We start from the raw sequence: 17,054 nt of genomic DNA, 5'->3' as shown, positions 1-17,054 counted from the left end.
GAAAACTTTTCGGCGTGTTTTTGGCCCGATATTTCAGCACCGACCCCGAAGTTCCCAAAACAAGCTAATATACTAGAAATTATGCTGTAAAGATTGTCCGATCTTCACGCCCTGTGACGGTATATCTGATGAAAATCATGCAGATCTCCAGAATATGCCAAAAAGTTTTGCACTGAAAATTTTCGCTATTCTTTTCCGTTGATTCCTCTGTTGTTGGGTTGCGCAGCACGGCAGAGTAGTTCCTACACCGATTGCACAGCTCACAGAGGTTGGCAATCGCACCACACAATTCGAACTGCGAATTTAGGGAGAAACATGGAACAGGCAATTCAGGCAGCTGCGGATCAAGTTCAGCAGGATTGGAACACCAACCCCCGTTGGGCAAACATCACTCGTGACTTCACCGCAGAGGAAGTCGTCCGTCTACGTGGTCGTGTGCAAGAAGAACACACGCTGGCCCGTCGCGGTGCAGAAAAACTCTGGAATCAGCTCACCTCCGAACATCCCAACGGTCAGTTCACCAACGCCCTCGGCGCGATGACCGGTGGCCAGGCCGTCCAGCAGGTCAAAGCCGGGCTGCGTGCGATCTATCTTTCCGGTTGGCAGGTTGCAGCGGATGCCAACCTCGCCGGTCACACGTACCCGGACCAGTCGCTGTACCCAGCCAACTCGGTGCCGCAGGTTGTTCGCCGGATCAACAATGCGCTGATGCGTGCCGATCAGATCGAATGGGCCGAAGGTACCCAGAGCGTTGAAGATTACCTGGTGCCAATCGTTGCTGATGCGGAAGCAGGCTTCGGTGGACCACTCAACGCCTATGAACTCATGAAGTCGATGATTGAGTCCGGCGCGGCCGGTGTGCACTGGGAAGATCAGGTTGCCTCCGAAAAGAAATGTGGTCACCTGGGCGGCAAGGTGCTCATCCCGACCTCCCATCACGTGCGAACCCTCAACGCGGCACGCTTGGCGGCCGACGTTGCTGATACCCCGTCGCTCATTGTGGCCCGGACCGACGCCGAGGCCGCGACACTGCTGCAATCCGATATCGATGAGCGCGACCACCAGTTCCTCACCGGGGAGCGTTCGTCCGAAGGTTTCTACTACATCCAAAACGGCCTGGAACCATCGATTGCTCGTGCCAAGGCCTACGCCCCATACTCGGATCTGCTGTGGATGGAGACCTCGACTCCAGATCTGGATGTTGCACGTCAATTCGCCGAAGCAGTCAAGGCTGAGTTCCCCGACCAGATGCTGGCCTACAACTGCTCGCCATCCTTCAACTGGAAAGCCAACTTGGATGATGACACCATCGCCAAGTTCCAGCGCGAACTGGCATCCATGGGTTACACCTTCCAGTTCATCACGCTGGCCGGTTTCCACTCGCTGAACTACTCAATGTTTAACCTGGCCAAAGGCTACGCCGAACGTCAGATGTCTGCATTCGTCGAACTGCAGCAGGCAGAGTTTGCTGCTGAAAAAGATGGTTTCACCGCGACCCGTCACCAGCGTGAGGTAGGTACCGGCTACTTCGACCTCATTTCCACCACCGTCAACCCAGAATCGTCCACCACGGCGTTGGCTGATTCGACCGAATCCCAACAGTTCTAGTCTGATTCGCTAGGCAAGCTAAGGAGCACCCGCCATGGCATCACCAACTATCCAACACACAACACCACAAGGCATCTCGGTTGCCGTGTTCGGTGAACTCGATGCACGGCAGCGCGAAGTCCTCACCGACGAAGCCCTGGAATTTCTGGGCTACCTGCACACCAAACAAAACACCAAACGCCTCGAACTGCTTGCAGCGCGCAAGGACGCCCGGGCAAAAGTGGCAGCAGGTGAACAACTGGACTTTGAAAAATCGACCCGTACCATCCGTGAAGACGATTCATGGCGGGTTGCTCCCCTTGCCCCGGGGCTCAAAGACCGTCGCGTCGAGATCACCGGACCGGTGGACCGAAAAATGACGATCAACGCCCTGAACTCGGGAGCAAAATGCTGGCTGGCTGACTTTGAGGACGCCTCCTCCCCGTACTGGGACAATATGATCAGCGGTCAGGTCAACCTCTATGACGCGATCCGTCATGATATTGATTTCACTTCGGAACAGGGCAAGGCCTACCGACTCAAGAAACCAGCATTAGCCCAGATGCCAACGATCATCGTGCGACCCCGTGGACTGCACCTCGATGAGTCCCACATCGAAGTTGACGGTGAGCCGCTGGCCGGTTCCCTGATGGACTTCGGGCTGTACTTCTTCCACAACGCCGCAAAACTCGTCGAGCTGGGTCGCGGCCCGTACTACTACCTGCCGAAACTCGAACATCATCTAGAAGCTCGCTGGTGGAACTGCGTATTCAACAAGGCGCAGGATTACTTGGGTATTCCCCAGGGCACCATTCGTGCCACCGTGTTGATCGAGACGATCACCGCGGCCTTCCAGATGGAGGAAATCCTCTACCAACTGCGTGACCACGCCGCCGGGTTGAACGCCGGGCGTTGGGATTACATCTTCTCCATCATTAAGACCTACCGCGACTCTGGTGCAGACTATGTGTTGCCGGACCGTGCTGATGTCTCGATGACGCAGCCGATGATGCGGGCCTACACCGATTTGCTGGTGCGCACCTGTCACAAACGTGGTGCATCAGCGATCGGCGGGATGGCAGCGTTTATTCCCGAGTCGTCAAACCCAGAACGCACCAAAGAAGCGTTGCGGAAGGTTCGCGAGGATAAGACTCGTGAAGCCAAAGATGGCTTCGATGGTTCGTGGGTTGCCCACCCCGGTCTGGTACCAACCTGTATGGGTGTCTTCGATGAACTGTTGCTCGATGCACCACACCAGATTCGTACCAATAAGCGTGAAGATGTCGTCCCGTCGGCGGATGCGCTCATCAATGTACAGGCCACGACGGGTTCGATCACCGAGGCTGGCTTAGACACCAATATTGAAGTCGGTATCCGATACATGGATGCTTGGCTCAACGGTTCCGGCGCCGCTGCCATCAATGGACTGATGGAGGATGCTGCCACCGCAGAAATCTCCCGTTCACAGATCTGGCAGTGGATCCATACCGGAACGCAGGCCCAGCGTACAGATGGTTCGACCAAGACCATCACCACCGAGTGGGTCAGTCAGAAGATTGAAGAAGGCTTCGCTGGGCTGACACGCTACGACGGTGACCGCCTGGATCACGCAAAAGAACTGTTTGCCGAATCCGCACTGTCAGAAAAGTTCGAGGACTTCCTGACGCTGCCGGCGTATGAACGCTACCTCTCCGCTGACGCGAAAGTCAGCGCATAACTTCCTCGTGTGCTCACAGTTCGTGGGGTCTATTCGCTTCGGCGGGTAGACCCCACACCCCTTTTAACGTCGCTTCGCCGCCCGCCATGTCACAGCAACCACCAGTCCGGTCATGGCAAGCACCGACAGCCAAATGGCAGCTAACCCGAATTCAAGATATGCCCAGCCGCCAACCAGTGCACCGATAGCAATCGCCAACCAGAGGATGAGATACCTGAGAAACCGTGACAAATAGACCGAAGAGCGCAGAGCGATGGCGGACGCCAAGGATTGGCCCATTTTCACGAGAGTTCCGGTCATATACGTCAGCCCAACGGTGACCTCGCCTCTGCGGGTAAACGTCCCGTTGATGGCCCCGGTTGCCGAGGCCACGATGAATGGGGCCACCATTTCGGTTGTCGGAATCATAGCGGTGGTCCCGCCGAGCAGCATCAGTATGTAGGCGGTCCAGACGGCTGAACCGTGTGGCGTAATCTGTTCGGAGAGCAACGATTCTGCGGGTGGATGGAAGCGTTGAGGGCCGAAGCGAACCGCGAAGGATGACAACATCACACCGATGAGAAACCCGACGATGAGCAGCGATGCGGCTAGCCATCCTGAGAAGTCGCCCTGGGCGAGGTCGGCTGCTGCTCGGGTGGAGTTCCCAGACATGAAGGACACGAAATATCCGCCGAGGTGGATGAAAAAGAGGCCGTCGACGAATCCTGCGTTGGCGGTGAGTCCAGTGGCGACAAATTGCTGCCGTGTTGTGAGCGATGTTGCCAAAAGTGTCCTTCCGCTGTGTTAAAAGTAGCCGCTGGCTTCCATATGGGTGGTGGAAGCCAGCGGCTGTTAGTAAGTTGAGGCAGGACTAGCTTGTCAGGCCATCAACGTATTCTTGGTTCTCTGCAGCCCATTCTTCAACGATTGGACGGTAGTCGTCAGCATCCGGGTTCTCGTTGAACATAACGTTTTCCAACGAGTACAACGTTTCCGAATCCATTTCGAAGTTCTCGAGCCAGCCGACTACGTCAGCATTGGCTTCATCTTCGGCCCATTCGGTATTCGCATAGGTGTGAATGCTTTCGGCCCCACCGAGCGCACCTTCTGGATCTTCCAGGTCACGAACAGGGTAGGCGTCGTATGCCCAGTGTGGACGCCACAGAGTCACGACAATGTTTTCGCCCGCTTCAGTAGCGGTTTCGAGTTCCTGCAGCATTGCTGGGGTACTGGAGGTGGTGTACTCCATGTCTTCCAGGCCGTAGGTTGGAATGACCTCTTCCTCAGTGGTCTGTGTGAGGCCTGCGCCTGGATCGATACCAACAATCTCGTTGTTGAACTCGTCCGCGTTTTCAGCCAACTCATCGAGTGACTCAATTGGGGCGTCCTCGTTTACTGCAAGGTGCAGCGAGGATTCGTCGTTCCAGACACCCAGATCTGTCATGTCCTCGCTGTACTCTTCGACGTAGTCACCGTGCGTCACTGGCAGCCAAGTGTCGAGCGTGAAGTTGTAGTCATTAGTGGAGACACCAGAGTAGACAGGAGCTGGGTCTGCGTACTCGAGGGTGACGTCGTAGCCTTCTTCCTCGAGAACATAGGCCCACAGTTCAGAAGCGGCAATGCCTTCTTCCCACCCGTTGAAGACACCGATGGTGATCTCGCCACCACCTTCGCCTCCGGCGGCGTTGTCGCCCCCATTGTCTCCGCCGTTGTCGCCACAAGCAGTGAGCGCCAGAGCAGCTACGGAGAGTGCGGCTGCGGATTTGAATATACGTGATTTCATCATCAACGTGTTCCTTTCTATCTTCGAATATAGAGCTTAAGAGTGCGAGATTTGCGCGGTTCTATGACTTCGCTTGAATCGAGGTGAGCCGGTCGAGGTACATGGCCAGGATGACCACGGCGAGACCGGACTCGAAACCAAGGCCAGCGTTAATACGGTTCAGCGAGGCAACGACTTCACCACCAAGGCCGCCTGCGCCGACCATACCGGCGATCACGACCATGGACAGCGAGAGCATGATGACCTGGTTTACACCGGCCATAATGGTTGGCATTGCCAAGGGCAGTTGAATTTGGCGCAAGATCTTGCCCGGAGTCGAGCCGAATGCCTTACCAGCTTCGACAACCTCGGAGTCAACGCCACGAATACCGAGTTCGGTAAAGCGTACGCCGGGCGCCATCGCAAAGATGACGGTAGCAACCATGCCGGGGACAACACCCACGCGGAAAATAACCAGTGCGGGAATGAGGTACACCATCGGCGGCATGGTCTGCATGAAGTCCATGACGGGACGCAGAATCTTGGACGCAACCTGAGATTTCGCGGCCAAAATGCCCAGTGGAATCGCGATAATCACGGCGATCAGCGTCGCAATGACAACCAACGAGAGTGTCGACATGGCGTTTTCCCACTGGTTCACGCCAACAATCAGAATGAAGCCGATGACGGTACCCAGGGCGAGTTTCCAACTGCGCAGCCACCAGCCGAGACCAGCTAGCACGAGGGTGACCATCCACCACTCTGGGGTACTGAGTGCCCAGAGCAGGAGTTCGTAGGCGTCTTCTAGGAGGTTGCGGATGACGGTAAAGAATCCGCCGAGGGTAGCAAGTACCCAATCAAGGATGACTTCAACCCAGTCACCCAATGGGATACGTGGTAGTGGAAATTCCATTTAGCGTGCCTCCCCTGCGCCGCCGACGACTTCGGATTGTTGTGGTGTGAGGGCTTCGAGGAGGGTGGCGAGACGAATGTACCCTACGTGGTCACTCGAGCCTTCACCTTCCACGGCGATTGGTCCCTGCGCTTCCAAAACAATTGGAACGATCTGCTGCAGTGTCGCGTCGTGTTTGACCGTCAGTGTTTTGCGTTCGAACGCAATGCGATCTTCTTCAGTGAGTTCTTGTGCTTGCACCATGATGGATTCTGCGGTGAGCACCCGAGCACGATCCACGTCGGAGGTAAATGATGCGACGTAGTCATCTGCTGGTTCGGACAAGATCTGTTCTGGTGTACCAATCTGTGCAATCTCACCGTCTTTCATTACGGCGATACGGTCTCCGAGGAACATGGCTTCATTCAGATCGTGCGTAATGAACACAATGGTTCGGCCAAGTCGAGCCTGAATCTGTTTGAGCTCCTCCTGCATCTCACGACGAATCAGCGGGTCGAGCGCGGAAAACGCTTCGTCCATAAGCATGATGTCGGTACCTGCTGCCAAAGCGCGAGCGAGACCAACACGCTGCTGCATACCGCCAGAAAGCTCGGATGGGTACGAGTTCTCCCATCCTTTTAGGCCGACGGCTTCGAGCACCACTTGAGCTTCCTCGAAGCGCTTTTCTTTGGCAACGCCCTGGGTTTCTAGACTGTAGGCAGCATTTTCTGCCACAGTCCAATGTGGAAAGAGCGCGAAGTGCTGGAACACCATCGAAATGTGTTCGGAACGAAGAGCTCGAAGTTCTTTGGGGGAAAGCTTTGCTAGGTCCTGGCCTAAAATTTCGACGGTACCGGAGGTCGCGGGCTGGAGCTCGTTGAGAGTACGGATCAGCGTCGACTTACCCGAACCGGACAACCCCATGACAACGAAAATTTCACCGGGGTATACATTGAAGCTTGCGTTAATAACGGCAGCTGTTCCCTCTTTTGCAACATCCTGACGAGTCGCGCCGTTGCGCATCCGCTCTACGACAGCTTTGGGACGCCGACCAAAGATCTTATAAACATTCTCAACCCGTACTACGGGTTGGCCTGTGCTTGGTTCGCTCATGGTGCTTTGACCCACCGCCACCTAGTGGCGGGTGAGCTCCTCCTCACGTCCTTTTATGTGCGACTTGCTAACAAAAAACAAATACAGGTCGCGTCCTACTCACTGCCCTGAAATACAGGACCAGTATTTGTAGACACAACCCCTAGAGTTCCAACGGTAACAAGATTGGCAGGACAATTACAGACTCTAGCCAGACTGTTATCAGGTATTGACTGTTTAATTTGACAACAGCCAAAACGTTATTGCCAGTACAGGACAAAGGCTTGCAATAAAGTGAGCTACACCATAAAATACCAACCTTTTTGCGTTGCAGTGGTCTATTCACGTCAATTTTCCGGTATTTGGTCGGTCACAACGGTCCACTCCCAGACTCACTGTAAAGGTAGAGGCGCGTTCTCAAAGAATACATGTCACCACTCGATCCCCTACGCTTCAGGCGAACGAATATCCAGGTATTTTACTCAATAAACGCTTCAATCTTGATGCGTCCACCGGAGGTAACACGGCTCCTCCTACTCGACGTTGCCGCAAAACATAGCCGAAATTTCCGCCCGTCAGAGTTAGGGATGGCTTTCCTTGGTGGAAATTATCGGCACGTCAGACCATCATTGTGTGACATGAGCCAGAACACGCGCGAAGTCCGACATCCACTACTGCATCCTGTTGTCCTGCTGGTTGTAATTGGCCTGATATTGGGTGTTGTCTTCTTCTTCGCCAATATGCCCACAGCGCTGGCCGTCACCGCTTACCTTGTGGTCGGTATGACCATTGTCTTAACGGGTATCGACATGTTGCGCGAACTCAAGGCCGGCCACTGGGGTTTAGACATCCTGGCGGTGGTCGCGATGGTGGCTACCCTGGCCGTTGAAGAATACCTGGCCGGGTTGATTATTGCCTTGATGCTCACCGGGGGCGAGGCACTTGAGGATATGGCAGCGGGTCGTGCCTCTCGACAGCTCGATGCGCTCATTATGAGAAAACCTACGTTTGCTCACGTGCTGGATGTGGATGGCGTCACCGTTCACCGCGTGAGCATAGACGAGGTCCAAGTTGGCGATCAATTGGTAGTTCGTGGCTCGGAAGTCGTGCCGGTTGACGGACAGTTAAGTTCTGACTATGCGTCCCTGGACGAATCATCAGTCACCGGCGAGTCCTTACCCGTTACAAAACATTCGGGACAGGACATTATTTCTGGAACTATCAACGGCACCGGTACCTTTCACATGATTGCGACCTCCACCGCGGCGGACTCACACTACTCAAAAATCGTGCAACTGGTGGAAGAAGCGGTCAGTTCACGCGCACCAATGGTGCGATTGGCAGATCGTTACGCTGTACCTTTTACGATCGTTTCGCTCATTGTCGCCGGGGTCGCCTGGTGGTATTCAGGAGATCCAGTCCGATTCGCCGAAGTCCTGGTTGTTGCGACCCCCTGTCCCCTACTCATCGGAGCCCCGGTTTCCTTCATGGGCGGGATGTCCTCGGCGGCTCGTGCCAATGTCATTATCAAAGACGGGGGCACACTGGAACGGCTGGCTAAGATCAAGTCTGCTGCTTTTGACAAGACCGGCACACTGACCCGCGGGGAACCCACCGTGGCTCGTGTTGAACCAGTAAAGGGCACCGCACACGAGACCCTCCAGATGGCGGCATCGGCAGAACAGTACTCGGTGCACGTCTTCGCCGACCCCATCGTCAACTATGCGCGGTCAGAAAATGTCGAGCCCGTTGGCATCGCTGATGCAGAGGAAATTGCCACCAATGGCGTTACTGCAACCACAGAAGTAGGGGAACAACTTCGTGTGGGAAAATCCGCATTTATTGCCGAAGTTGTCCCGGCGTTTACCGAAACGGAACTACGCGCCGGCGAAACTGCCGTATACGTGGCACGGGACCAAGAGCTGCTGGGCATCATCGTACTGTCGGACCCACTTCGTCAAACTTCTACCGCAACCCTGAACTGGTTAGCCGACCACGGGGTTGAGGACATGGTTATGGTAACCGGGGACATGCGAGGCACCGCGCTGGCTGTCGCTAAGGAAGTGCAATTCTCCGCGGACCAAGTACACGCCTCCATGACACCTACAGACAAAGTTTATATCGTGCAAAAACTTCCAGCGCCAACTTTGATGGTGGGTGATGGCATCAATGATGCGCCTATCCTGGCTACCGCAGATGTCGGTATCGCCATGGGCGCCCGTGGCGCTACGGCGGCTTCTGAATCAGCAGATGCCGTCATCACCTCGGAAAACTTCTCACGCTTAGCCGATGTCGTGCACATTTCTCGCCGAACCGTAGCCATCGCAATGCAATCGATGTGGTTCGGCATGGCAGTCTCTATCGGTTTAATGACGATTGCAGCCTTTGGTTACCTACCGGCCACGATCGGTGCGCTCCTCCAGGAAGTCGTTGACATTGTCGCGATCGTGGTAGCACTGCGAGCGCTCCGCCTCTATCGCAATTTGCCTTCGGCTACTTTGAGGTCGGCCAGCACCGAAGTATCCAATATCAAAAGCGCGACCTAGCAGTGGACTAGTTTCCGCCTGTTCTGGACGCCAATCCTGGGTTAGGACCAACGCAAAAACCCCGCCAGATCAACGATCCAGCAGGGTTTTATGTCGCGCGGAGGATAGGGGATTTGAACCCCTGAGGGCTTTCACCCAACACGCGTTCCAGGCGTGCGCACTAGGCCGCTATGCGAATCCTCCAGGAGAACTTTGCAAAATGTTCATCTTGCAAAGACCAGATTTAGCATAGCCCATCCACAAGCGAATACGCAAAATGACGCGTTCCTCGTTAGTCGCAGCCCTCAGCCCCACATGCATCCCCGTCAGCACCCAGAGTCTGGAGTGGGGCCGGATTGAGTTCATCCCAGACTTGTGTCAGTGCTCCACTGAAGGTCTCGACCGATTGTGCGCCGGGCAGCGCATACTTTTCCGCCAAAACATAGGTTGGGACCGCACTGACACCTAGTGAACGGGCTTGGTCGACATCGGCTTGGGCCTGGGCGTTGAATTCATCTGACGCCAGCACTTGGCGAACCCGATCTTCTTGGAGACCAACTGAGACGGCGACTTGGACAAGTTGGTCGTGGTCCGACAGGTCGAGTCCGTGTGCGAAATGCCCCGCGAGTAATTCACGTTTCAACACCGACGTGATCTTCTGGTCATGGTCTGTGACGTCGTGATCGTGCTCTTTTGCCAGGTGCAATAAACGGTGGGCGGTCCAAGAGTTCGCCACGACAACGTCGTCCATGTTGAAGTCGAGACCAGCTTTTTTGCCGTGCGATGCCACGGTCTCGAGCATTTGGTGAACTTGGTTCGAAGGCATCCCTTTTGTTTCGGCGAGGTACTGCATTTCGCTGCGGTCATCGCGTTCGGGCAAGCTGGGATCCAATTGGAACGTCCGATAGTGCACTTCTACCGCGTCCTTGTGTGGGAATGCTTCGAGGGCTTGTTCAAAACGGGTGAGCCCGATGTAGCACCACGGGCAGGCAATGTCAGACCAGATATCAATTCTCATGCCTACACTGTGGCACGCGCTTTCAAACGCGGGCAACGCTGTTTCCCAACAGCGTGTTTTCATCGTTCAAATCACCAGCAGTGAACGATTCAACTCGAATTCGCTCTTTGGCCACAAATTGGTATTATGGACTCCGGCCCCTCACGCGGTGCCATCTTACTTAACTCCCCCAGGGCAGGAATGCAGCAAGGGTCGGTATGCTCTGACAGGTGCGTGAGGGGTTCTTGGGTTAAGCCTGTTGTTCTAACAACTGCTTGCGCACGGTGGTGGTGTACCGATCTTTTTCATCATTGAAACCATAGGCCAAGAGTTCTGGCCAGGCACGATGGATCAAGTCCACTTGTAACTGGGCCCCGGGGCGAACATCCCGGCGGGGACTCAGAAGGATCTCATAGATTCGCCGCGCATTGACCGGCACGATCGAATCGAACACCATGTCCGTTTCGTTCGCAATTTCCGCATACCAACGTGACGACCGGTTTTCCCAATGATACGTATCGGTGTATTCGACATCGTCGTGCAGTAGATCGTATTGAAATTGATCAACTTTGTTCCAAAAGAAAGGTGCAAAGGCTTCCACATCGGGTTTTCTTCGACGCACGACTTCACTCAACACCGGAGCCAGACGATCTTTTCTTCCGGGAATATCTAACTGTCCCCGGATCAAGCGGCCCATTTCGACGAAGTTACCGCGCACGTGAATACTATTCACATTGGGAAAGATGTCTTTATACATGCGCACCATTGGTTGCCCATGATTTCGCATCGCATTACGTTCCATCACCGCGATGTCGTCTGCTGTCAGATTCGGTGTTCTCGGCTTGACGAGCACATGAAAATCCTTGGGTAAGTGATCGGCAAGCTGCATCAGCACATTGTGGTCGGTCACCATGGTGCGCTGCCAAAATGACGTCGGAGTCTTGCCCGTTTTCACGTTGGACGCCGTATAGGTAAAAGCCGTGACGTTGTCTAGATACGGGCGCATGTGTGCCAGCACTGTGCGTGAATCGAGTCCTCCAGATAGCGAGATGCCGAGACGATGCTGTGGCGCCATCGCAAACAGTTGTTGCAGCTGCTCGTCCCACAACTGGTGGATCGTCTCAACTTTTTCAGCCCAGTCCACGTTTTTATACGGGTTCGGGTTCATGAGCCCGAAGCGCGGTTGAGACCCGTCGTGCAAATGCAACCGATGATTCGGGAGCAGCGCTTTAATATCCGGGTTTCCGGTGACATCCCACAGACCGTCGGGTGAGGTGGCGGGCCGTTCACTATCAAACGGGCATGATGAGGTCGGTGTGGAGGTGAGCAGCTGCAGCATGTCAAAGTGGGAGGCGATGCGCTGTTGTGCCTGGTTGAAGTACACGGTGCGGTGACCTGCGGCATCGTTATAGGCAATAATGCGGCCCTTTGATTTCAACAGCACCGCATGCCGTCCACCAATGTCGTAGAGCGCCCGCTCAGTGCCTGTAAAGCCATCGCGCTGAAAGAGCTCCAGGAGATCATCAGCGATTGTGGCGGCACGCGGGTCGATCGCCCCGGTAGACAAGGGCAACAGCTTGCCGATCGTGACGAGCCAATCATCTCCCTTGTAGGCAATCCCCACCTCGGTGATCTCATCGGCAAAGAGCACGTCTCCTGCAAGATCGTACCAGCGATAGTGTGCAAGCTCTTCGAAGATCGCCACCGGTTCAGAACTCAGGAAAAAGCCTCGGGCATACAGTCGTGTCCAGGTGGGCGTTACCATGTTGCTCCTATGTAGCAGGTTGGCGGCGTGAAGTGAATCGTTTCAACCAGGCTTTCGCTTTGCCAGTGCCCCGCGGCGCAGCATAGGTCCCTTCGGGATGTATTGCGACGCGAAGTTCCGTGTGCGATGCCTTGGACCAGGATGTTCTCGGATTATCTTTCAGCGCCACCACGGAGATCCTCAGGCGTGCACTGTGTGGAACAGCGCGTATGGGGACTTGTACTTCAGCCGGCGAGGTCGCGATGTCGATCGAGGCCATCAATGTTTCATCACGGTGGATTTGGACTGCGAGCGCACCCTTGGCGTTGGGATTCTCATACGCACTACTGACGGTCACCATGATGTCATAGCGTGCCTCGTCGAGCACCTGAAGTATGGGGTCAAGCTCAATCCATGTGCGGTGATCCTGCAGCATATGCTCGGCGTGGAGCCTCAACGCTCCGTCGAAGGTGGTGGTGGCCAGTGTGTTGCCGTCCGCATCGGTGGTCACACGCTGCATGGGTGGGACCGCGGCCATAAAATCTTGAGGTGGTGCGATCCACGCGGGGTATTTGGAACGTTCATAGAGGTCTTTGGGATTGAGCCGATCGCCGAAGAAGTTCAGGAACCTGGCATGGTCTCGGATGATGTCCCGCAGGATCAGTTCGTGGCTGGGCGCGGTTTGCACCGGGTACCGTTGTGTAAGCGCATCGAAGGGTCCTGCCAATGGCATCCACGTCTGCGCGACGTTTCGCCGCACCAGTATATTTTGAACACTTTCGTCCGTGCGTGCTGCCTCCACCGCCCAGATCAACGCACCGTCACTATCCAGCACCTGTGGCAGCTCGTAGGCAGCAAGCAGGTGGACGTCCGGGGCGTTGCGGACCGATGCGATGCCCGACTGCAATGCGAGCTCATGACCAGCGGCTGGACTATGGGTCAAGAGGTAGATAGTCAGATGACTTCGGTGTTCCCACAGCAGTGCGAGTACAGCACGTCCAACAGGATCGTTTTCTACGACGATGGCACACTGTTGGGGCGGTGGATTCGGCATCCTTGAGCGGAGTTCTTCGACCATGGCCGCAGCAACGTCTGGCCCACACATTTTCCCGACTCCTTTTGACCGTTGGATACGTTGGTAGTGTACGTCGACGGGTAGTTTGGGTTGCAATATGACTAGTTCTATATGATCTGGCAGGCGTCATCGAAGGATAACCGGCCGGCACGTGGACGAACGGCTTTGGCGTCGTCATCGTTTGGTTTCCAACCAGCGTTGATGATGACTGCGGTTTTCCACCCGGTGTCTGTGTGGAATTCCTCGTCGACGCGTGCGGCGTTAAAACCAGTCATCGGACCAACGTGTAAACCATGTGCCCGCAAGGCGACGATCAAATAACCAATCTGCAGGTGGGCCGAGACCTGTGCTATCTGCTCGCGTGCTACCGGATCCGGGTCGAGCTTGTCATGCGCACCCGCTTTGTGCGGAGCCAAATGCGGTAGATGGTCATGCCATCGCGGATCCCACGCCGCGATGATCGTCATGGGTGCAGCCAATGTCTTGGCACGATTTCCACCCTTCATGTGGGGATCAAGTCGCTGCTTCGCATCGGCGGAATATACCAGCGTCATGCGCATCGGTTGCGAATTCATTTGAGTGGGAGCCCACCGAATATCCTCATAAGCTTGGGCGATGATGACGGGATCAACTGGACCTTGCGAAAACGTATTGGTGGTGTGTGCGTCGGTAAAGACACGATCGAGCACCTCACGCGTTGCCACGGCTGCGTCGGTCGGATCTGTTTCCACCATGAGTTTTCCTTTCGTCGAGCGGGACGATTAAAGTCTAGACTGGGAGTTCTGCCAGCAGATTGTACTGCTAACGATTGCCACGACAGCAAGCTAGGGTATTGAGAGTGACCACCGCTTTATATCGCCGCTATCGGCCGGATACGTTTGAACAGGTTATTGGCCAAGAGCATGTGACTGTGCCGTTGGCCAACGCCATCGACAAACACCGGATCAATCATGCCTACCTGTTTTCGGGTCCCCGCGGTTGTGGGAAAACCACGTCGGCCAGAATTCTGGCACGCTGCCTCAACTGTGCCCAGGGCCCCACAGCCCACCCGTGCGGACAATGCGATTCCTGCACCGATCTGGCAACCGGTGGACCGGGCTCGCTCGATGTCATTGAAATCGACGCGGCATCCCACGGTGGTGTGGACGACGCACGCGATCTGCGTGAACGTGCGACCTTTGCACCAACCCGTGACCGGTACAAAGTCTTCATCATTGACGAAGCACACATGGTCACTTCGGCCGGTTTCAACGCGCTGCTAAAGATCGTTGAAGAGCCGCCAGAACACATCAAGTTTATTTTTGCCACGACCGAGCCCGATAAAGTGATCGGGACTATCCGCTCGCGTACCCATCACTATCCGTTCCGTCTGGTGCCGCCAGAGCCGTTGATGCAGTACTTGGAGACGCTTGCTTCCCAGGAACAGATCCCGATTGCCCCGGGCGTTTTGTCGCTGGTGATTCGTGCCGGTGGTGGTTCAGTCCGTGACACCCTGTCGGTCCTCGACCAGCTGCTGGCCGGTGCCACCGACGACGGCGTTGGCTACGACCTTGCCGTGAACCTGTTGGGCTTTACCCCAGAGAACCTCCTCGATGATGTCGTCAATGCACTGGCGGCTGAAGATTCACCAACTGTGTTTCGGGTTGTTGATCAGGTCGTGCAGTCTGGCCAGGATCCAGAACGCTTCGTCCAGGATCTGCTCGAACGTTTCCGTGATGTGGTGATCACCAAAGCTGCTCCGGAACAGGCCGCCGCGATCCTCCACGGTATGCCCGAGGACCAGCTGCGGCGACTCGAGGCCCAAGCAAACCAGTTGGGATCGGCCGAAGTCTCGCGTGCAGCAGATATTACGGCTGCCGCACTGACGCAAATGAATGGGGCAACCTCGCCGCGGCTGCACTTAGAACTGTTGATGGCCCGCCTCATGTTGCCGGCCACCGACGAGACAGAACGCGGACTCGCGGCACGTATGGATCGACTGGAGCGTCGCATCGAATACGGCGGCGTACCTGAAGCACCCGATGCGACGCCGACTCAGCCCGCGCCGCCGCAGCACCACGCAGCGGCTCAAGAAACCGGACTGTCCGGTGCCGCAGCAGCACGTGCGGCGCTTGTGCGTGACGAACAACAAGAGACTCCGTCTGAGCCACCGCCACAGCTAACCCCCGAACCGGCGGCCAATACACCGTCTCCGGAACCGGCCCCAGAACCGACTCCTGCAGCTGAGCCGGAGCCGACCGCTGCACCGCAGGAACAGTCGCACCAGCAGCCAGAGCAGGCACAACCACAGCCAGCGGCGCAACAATCACAGCAGCAGACTCCCCCTGCACAGCCGCAACAACCAGCCGCGCAACAACCACCACAGGCTGCAGCACCAGAAGCCCCAGCACAACAGCAACCATCCCAGGTCGAGATGGTGCGTCGTGCGTGGCCAGAAGTCCTGGAATATCTCAAAAACGAATCGCGTCTGATCTGGATGACGATCAACGGCAATGCACAGGTCGTCGGTTTTGACGGCCAGCTGTTGACCATCGGCTTCGACAACGATGGCGCTCGCAATACCGTACAGATGCGCGGTGGAGAGAAACTCCTCGCCGCGGGATTCAACCAGGTATTAGGCATCCAACCCACTCTGGATCTCATCTCGGGCACCTCAGACGGTGGTTCCCCAAAAGGACCTAGCCGCGACGAGCGGCCACAGCCTGAACAGAGACCATCTGCCCAGGCTGCCCCCGAACCAACGCCCACAGCACCACAGCAACCACCGGCCCAGCACCAACCACCTGCACAACATACGCAGCCGGCGCCGCAGTCGAGCCCGGTCCCACCACCGCAGAACGCTGGACAACAAGCCTCACCGCAAGCACCCCCGCAGACGGTCGCGCCGTCACAACCTGCTCAACAGCAGCCCGTGCAACAACCCTCGCCACAGCAACCCGCGCCACAATCGAATCCGATTCACCCGCAGCCGCCGGCCACCGGTGTGGCAGGCTGGGGGTCTGGTGAACCCGACCAAGCGTGGGGCCAACCTGCATCAGACTGGGGTGAACCAGCTTCCCAATGGGGTCCACCGGATGATGACTGGATGCCGGCCGAAGATCCGTGGCAAAACGTTGGATCACAGCAGCCACAAGACCAACCGCCTCCACACCAGGCGCCGCAACAATCACCTGCGGCAGCCACCCCACCGGTCGAACAAGCGCCTGCGGAAGAACCACAGCTTTCGACGGGTCCAGATCCGGTTGCCGATGACGGCTATGCCGGGTTTATTCCCCGCAATGAACCCGCCGAAGAGCCCTTCGCCCCGGCGTTTGCCAAGTCTGAAGCCGAGCTGCGCGAAGAGTTCCAACGGCGTTTCAATGACGTCATCCCATCGAGCTCGGGTGGCAACAAACCACAGCAGGAAAACACCAAGCCTGCTGCGGGATCACGTTTTGCCGAAATGGTCGCACAATACGCTGGCCAACAACCCACACAAACGGACGGCGAACCCGCGGTACAAGAAGAAAAAACACCCGACGATGACGACGATGATTACGCGTCGGATGATGACGAAATCATCGAGGACTCCGGTCTCGCCGGCCGAAGCGTCGTCGAAAACGTGCTCAATGCTCGTCTGGTTGAAGAACGCAACGCAGACGGCTCCCCGAAACTTTAGAACCCTCGTCCATAGAAAGGCCCCAA

At 56.2% G+C, this 17,054-nt stretch carries 12 protein-coding genes, 1 tRNA gene and 1 other RNA gene; 5 read left to right on the top strand and 9 right to left on the bottom strand.

The features are described from left to right. The first annotated feature begins 315 nt into the window (after window positions 1-315). Entirely contained in the window at window positions 316-1,608 is a 1,293-nt protein-coding gene (gene aceA, locus ACYVJT_RS04705; protein ID WP_343956544.1) for an isocitrate lyase, read from the top strand. 34 nt (window positions 1,609-1,642) lie between these two features. Further along, window positions 1,643-3,304, top strand: a complete 1,662-nt coding sequence (aceB, locus tag ACYVJT_RS04700) for a malate synthase A (protein WP_343956543.1) — start codon at window positions 1,643-1,645, stop codon at window positions 3,302-3,304. A 63-nt stretch (window positions 3,305-3,367) separates the two neighbouring features. On the opposite strand, the gene ACYVJT_RS04695 is transcribed toward aceB, so the two are convergent. The 4 genes from ACYVJT_RS04695 to ACYVJT_RS04680 form a co-directional block, all read right to left on the bottom strand. Then, the gene (locus ACYVJT_RS04695) at window positions 3,368-4,069 is read right to left on the bottom strand and encodes a YoaK family protein (RefSeq protein ID WP_343956542.1); all 702 of its coding nucleotides are present in this window, start codon (window positions 4,067-4,069) and stop codon (window positions 3,368-3,370) included. 85 nt (window positions 4,070-4,154) lie between these two features. Further along, complete coding sequence (locus tag ACYVJT_RS04690) at window positions 4,155-5,069, bottom strand: glycine betaine ABC transporter substrate-binding protein (protein ID WP_343956540.1); 915 nt, start codon at window positions 5,067-5,069, stop codon at window positions 4,155-4,157. Window positions 5,070-5,127: 58 nt separating this feature from the next. Continuing rightward, on the bottom strand, window positions 5,128-5,958 hold the full coding sequence (locus tag ACYVJT_RS04685) for an ABC transporter permease (RefSeq protein WP_343956539.1): 831 nt from the start codon (window positions 5,956-5,958) through the stop codon (window positions 5,128-5,130). Continuing rightward, a complete protein-coding gene (locus ACYVJT_RS04680) occupies window positions 5,959-7,050 on the bottom strand; it encodes a quaternary amine ABC transporter ATP-binding protein (RefSeq protein ID WP_343956538.1) in 1,092 nt (363 codons plus the stop codon). It abuts the gene before it with no gap. 617 nt (window positions 7,051-7,667) lie between these two features. On the opposite strand from ACYVJT_RS04680, the gene ACYVJT_RS04675 reads away from it, so the two are divergent. Continuing rightward, window positions 7,668-9,575, top strand: a complete 1,908-nt coding sequence (locus ACYVJT_RS04675) for a heavy metal translocating P-type ATPase (RefSeq protein WP_343956537.1) — start codon at window positions 7,668-7,670, stop codon at window positions 9,573-9,575. Window positions 9,576-9,673: 98 nt separating this feature from the next. Here ACYVJT_RS04675 and ACYVJT_RS04670 read toward each other — a convergent pair. Further along, window positions 9,674-9,758 (bottom strand) — tRNA-Ser (locus tag ACYVJT_RS04670). Between the two features lie 88 nt (window positions 9,759-9,846). Continuing rightward, a complete protein-coding gene (locus ACYVJT_RS04665; protein WP_343956536.1) occupies window positions 9,847-10,572 on the bottom strand; it encodes a DsbA family oxidoreductase in 726 nt (241 codons plus the stop codon). A gap of 132 nt (window positions 10,573-10,704) precedes the next feature. Between ACYVJT_RS04665 and ffs the strand changes: the two genes are divergently transcribed. After that, window positions 10,705-10,801: signal recognition particle sRNA small type (gene ffs / locus ACYVJT_RS04660), an RNA gene on the top strand. On the opposite strand, the gene ACYVJT_RS04655 is transcribed toward ffs, so the two are convergent. From ACYVJT_RS04655 to ACYVJT_RS04645, 3 genes are all read right to left on the bottom strand, one after another. Continuing rightward, complete coding sequence (locus ACYVJT_RS04655; protein WP_343956535.1) at window positions 10,802-12,316, bottom strand: asparagine synthetase B family protein; 1,515 nt, start codon at window positions 12,314-12,316, stop codon at window positions 10,802-10,804. A gap of 7 nt (window positions 12,317-12,323) precedes the next feature. Continuing rightward, a complete protein-coding gene (locus ACYVJT_RS04650) occupies window positions 12,324-13,400 on the bottom strand; it encodes a hypothetical protein (protein ID WP_343956534.1) in 1,077 nt (358 codons plus the stop codon). Window positions 13,401-13,477: 77 nt separating this feature from the next. Next, the gene (locus ACYVJT_RS04645) at window positions 13,478-14,104 is read right to left on the bottom strand and encodes a malonic semialdehyde reductase (RefSeq protein WP_343956533.1); all 627 of its coding nucleotides are present in this window, start codon (window positions 14,102-14,104) and stop codon (window positions 13,478-13,480) included. A 104-nt stretch (window positions 14,105-14,208) separates the two neighbouring features. On the opposite strand from ACYVJT_RS04645, the gene ACYVJT_RS04640 reads away from it, so the two are divergent. After that, complete coding sequence (locus ACYVJT_RS04640) at window positions 14,209-17,028, top strand: DNA polymerase III subunit gamma and tau (RefSeq protein ID WP_343956532.1); 2,820 nt, start codon at window positions 14,209-14,211, stop codon at window positions 17,026-17,028. The last annotated feature ends 26 nt before the right edge of the window (window positions 17,029-17,054 follow it).

The sequence above is a fragment of the Yaniella soli genome, assembly GCF_054782375.1.
This window is presented reverse-complemented; position numbering and strand designations above follow the sequence as displayed.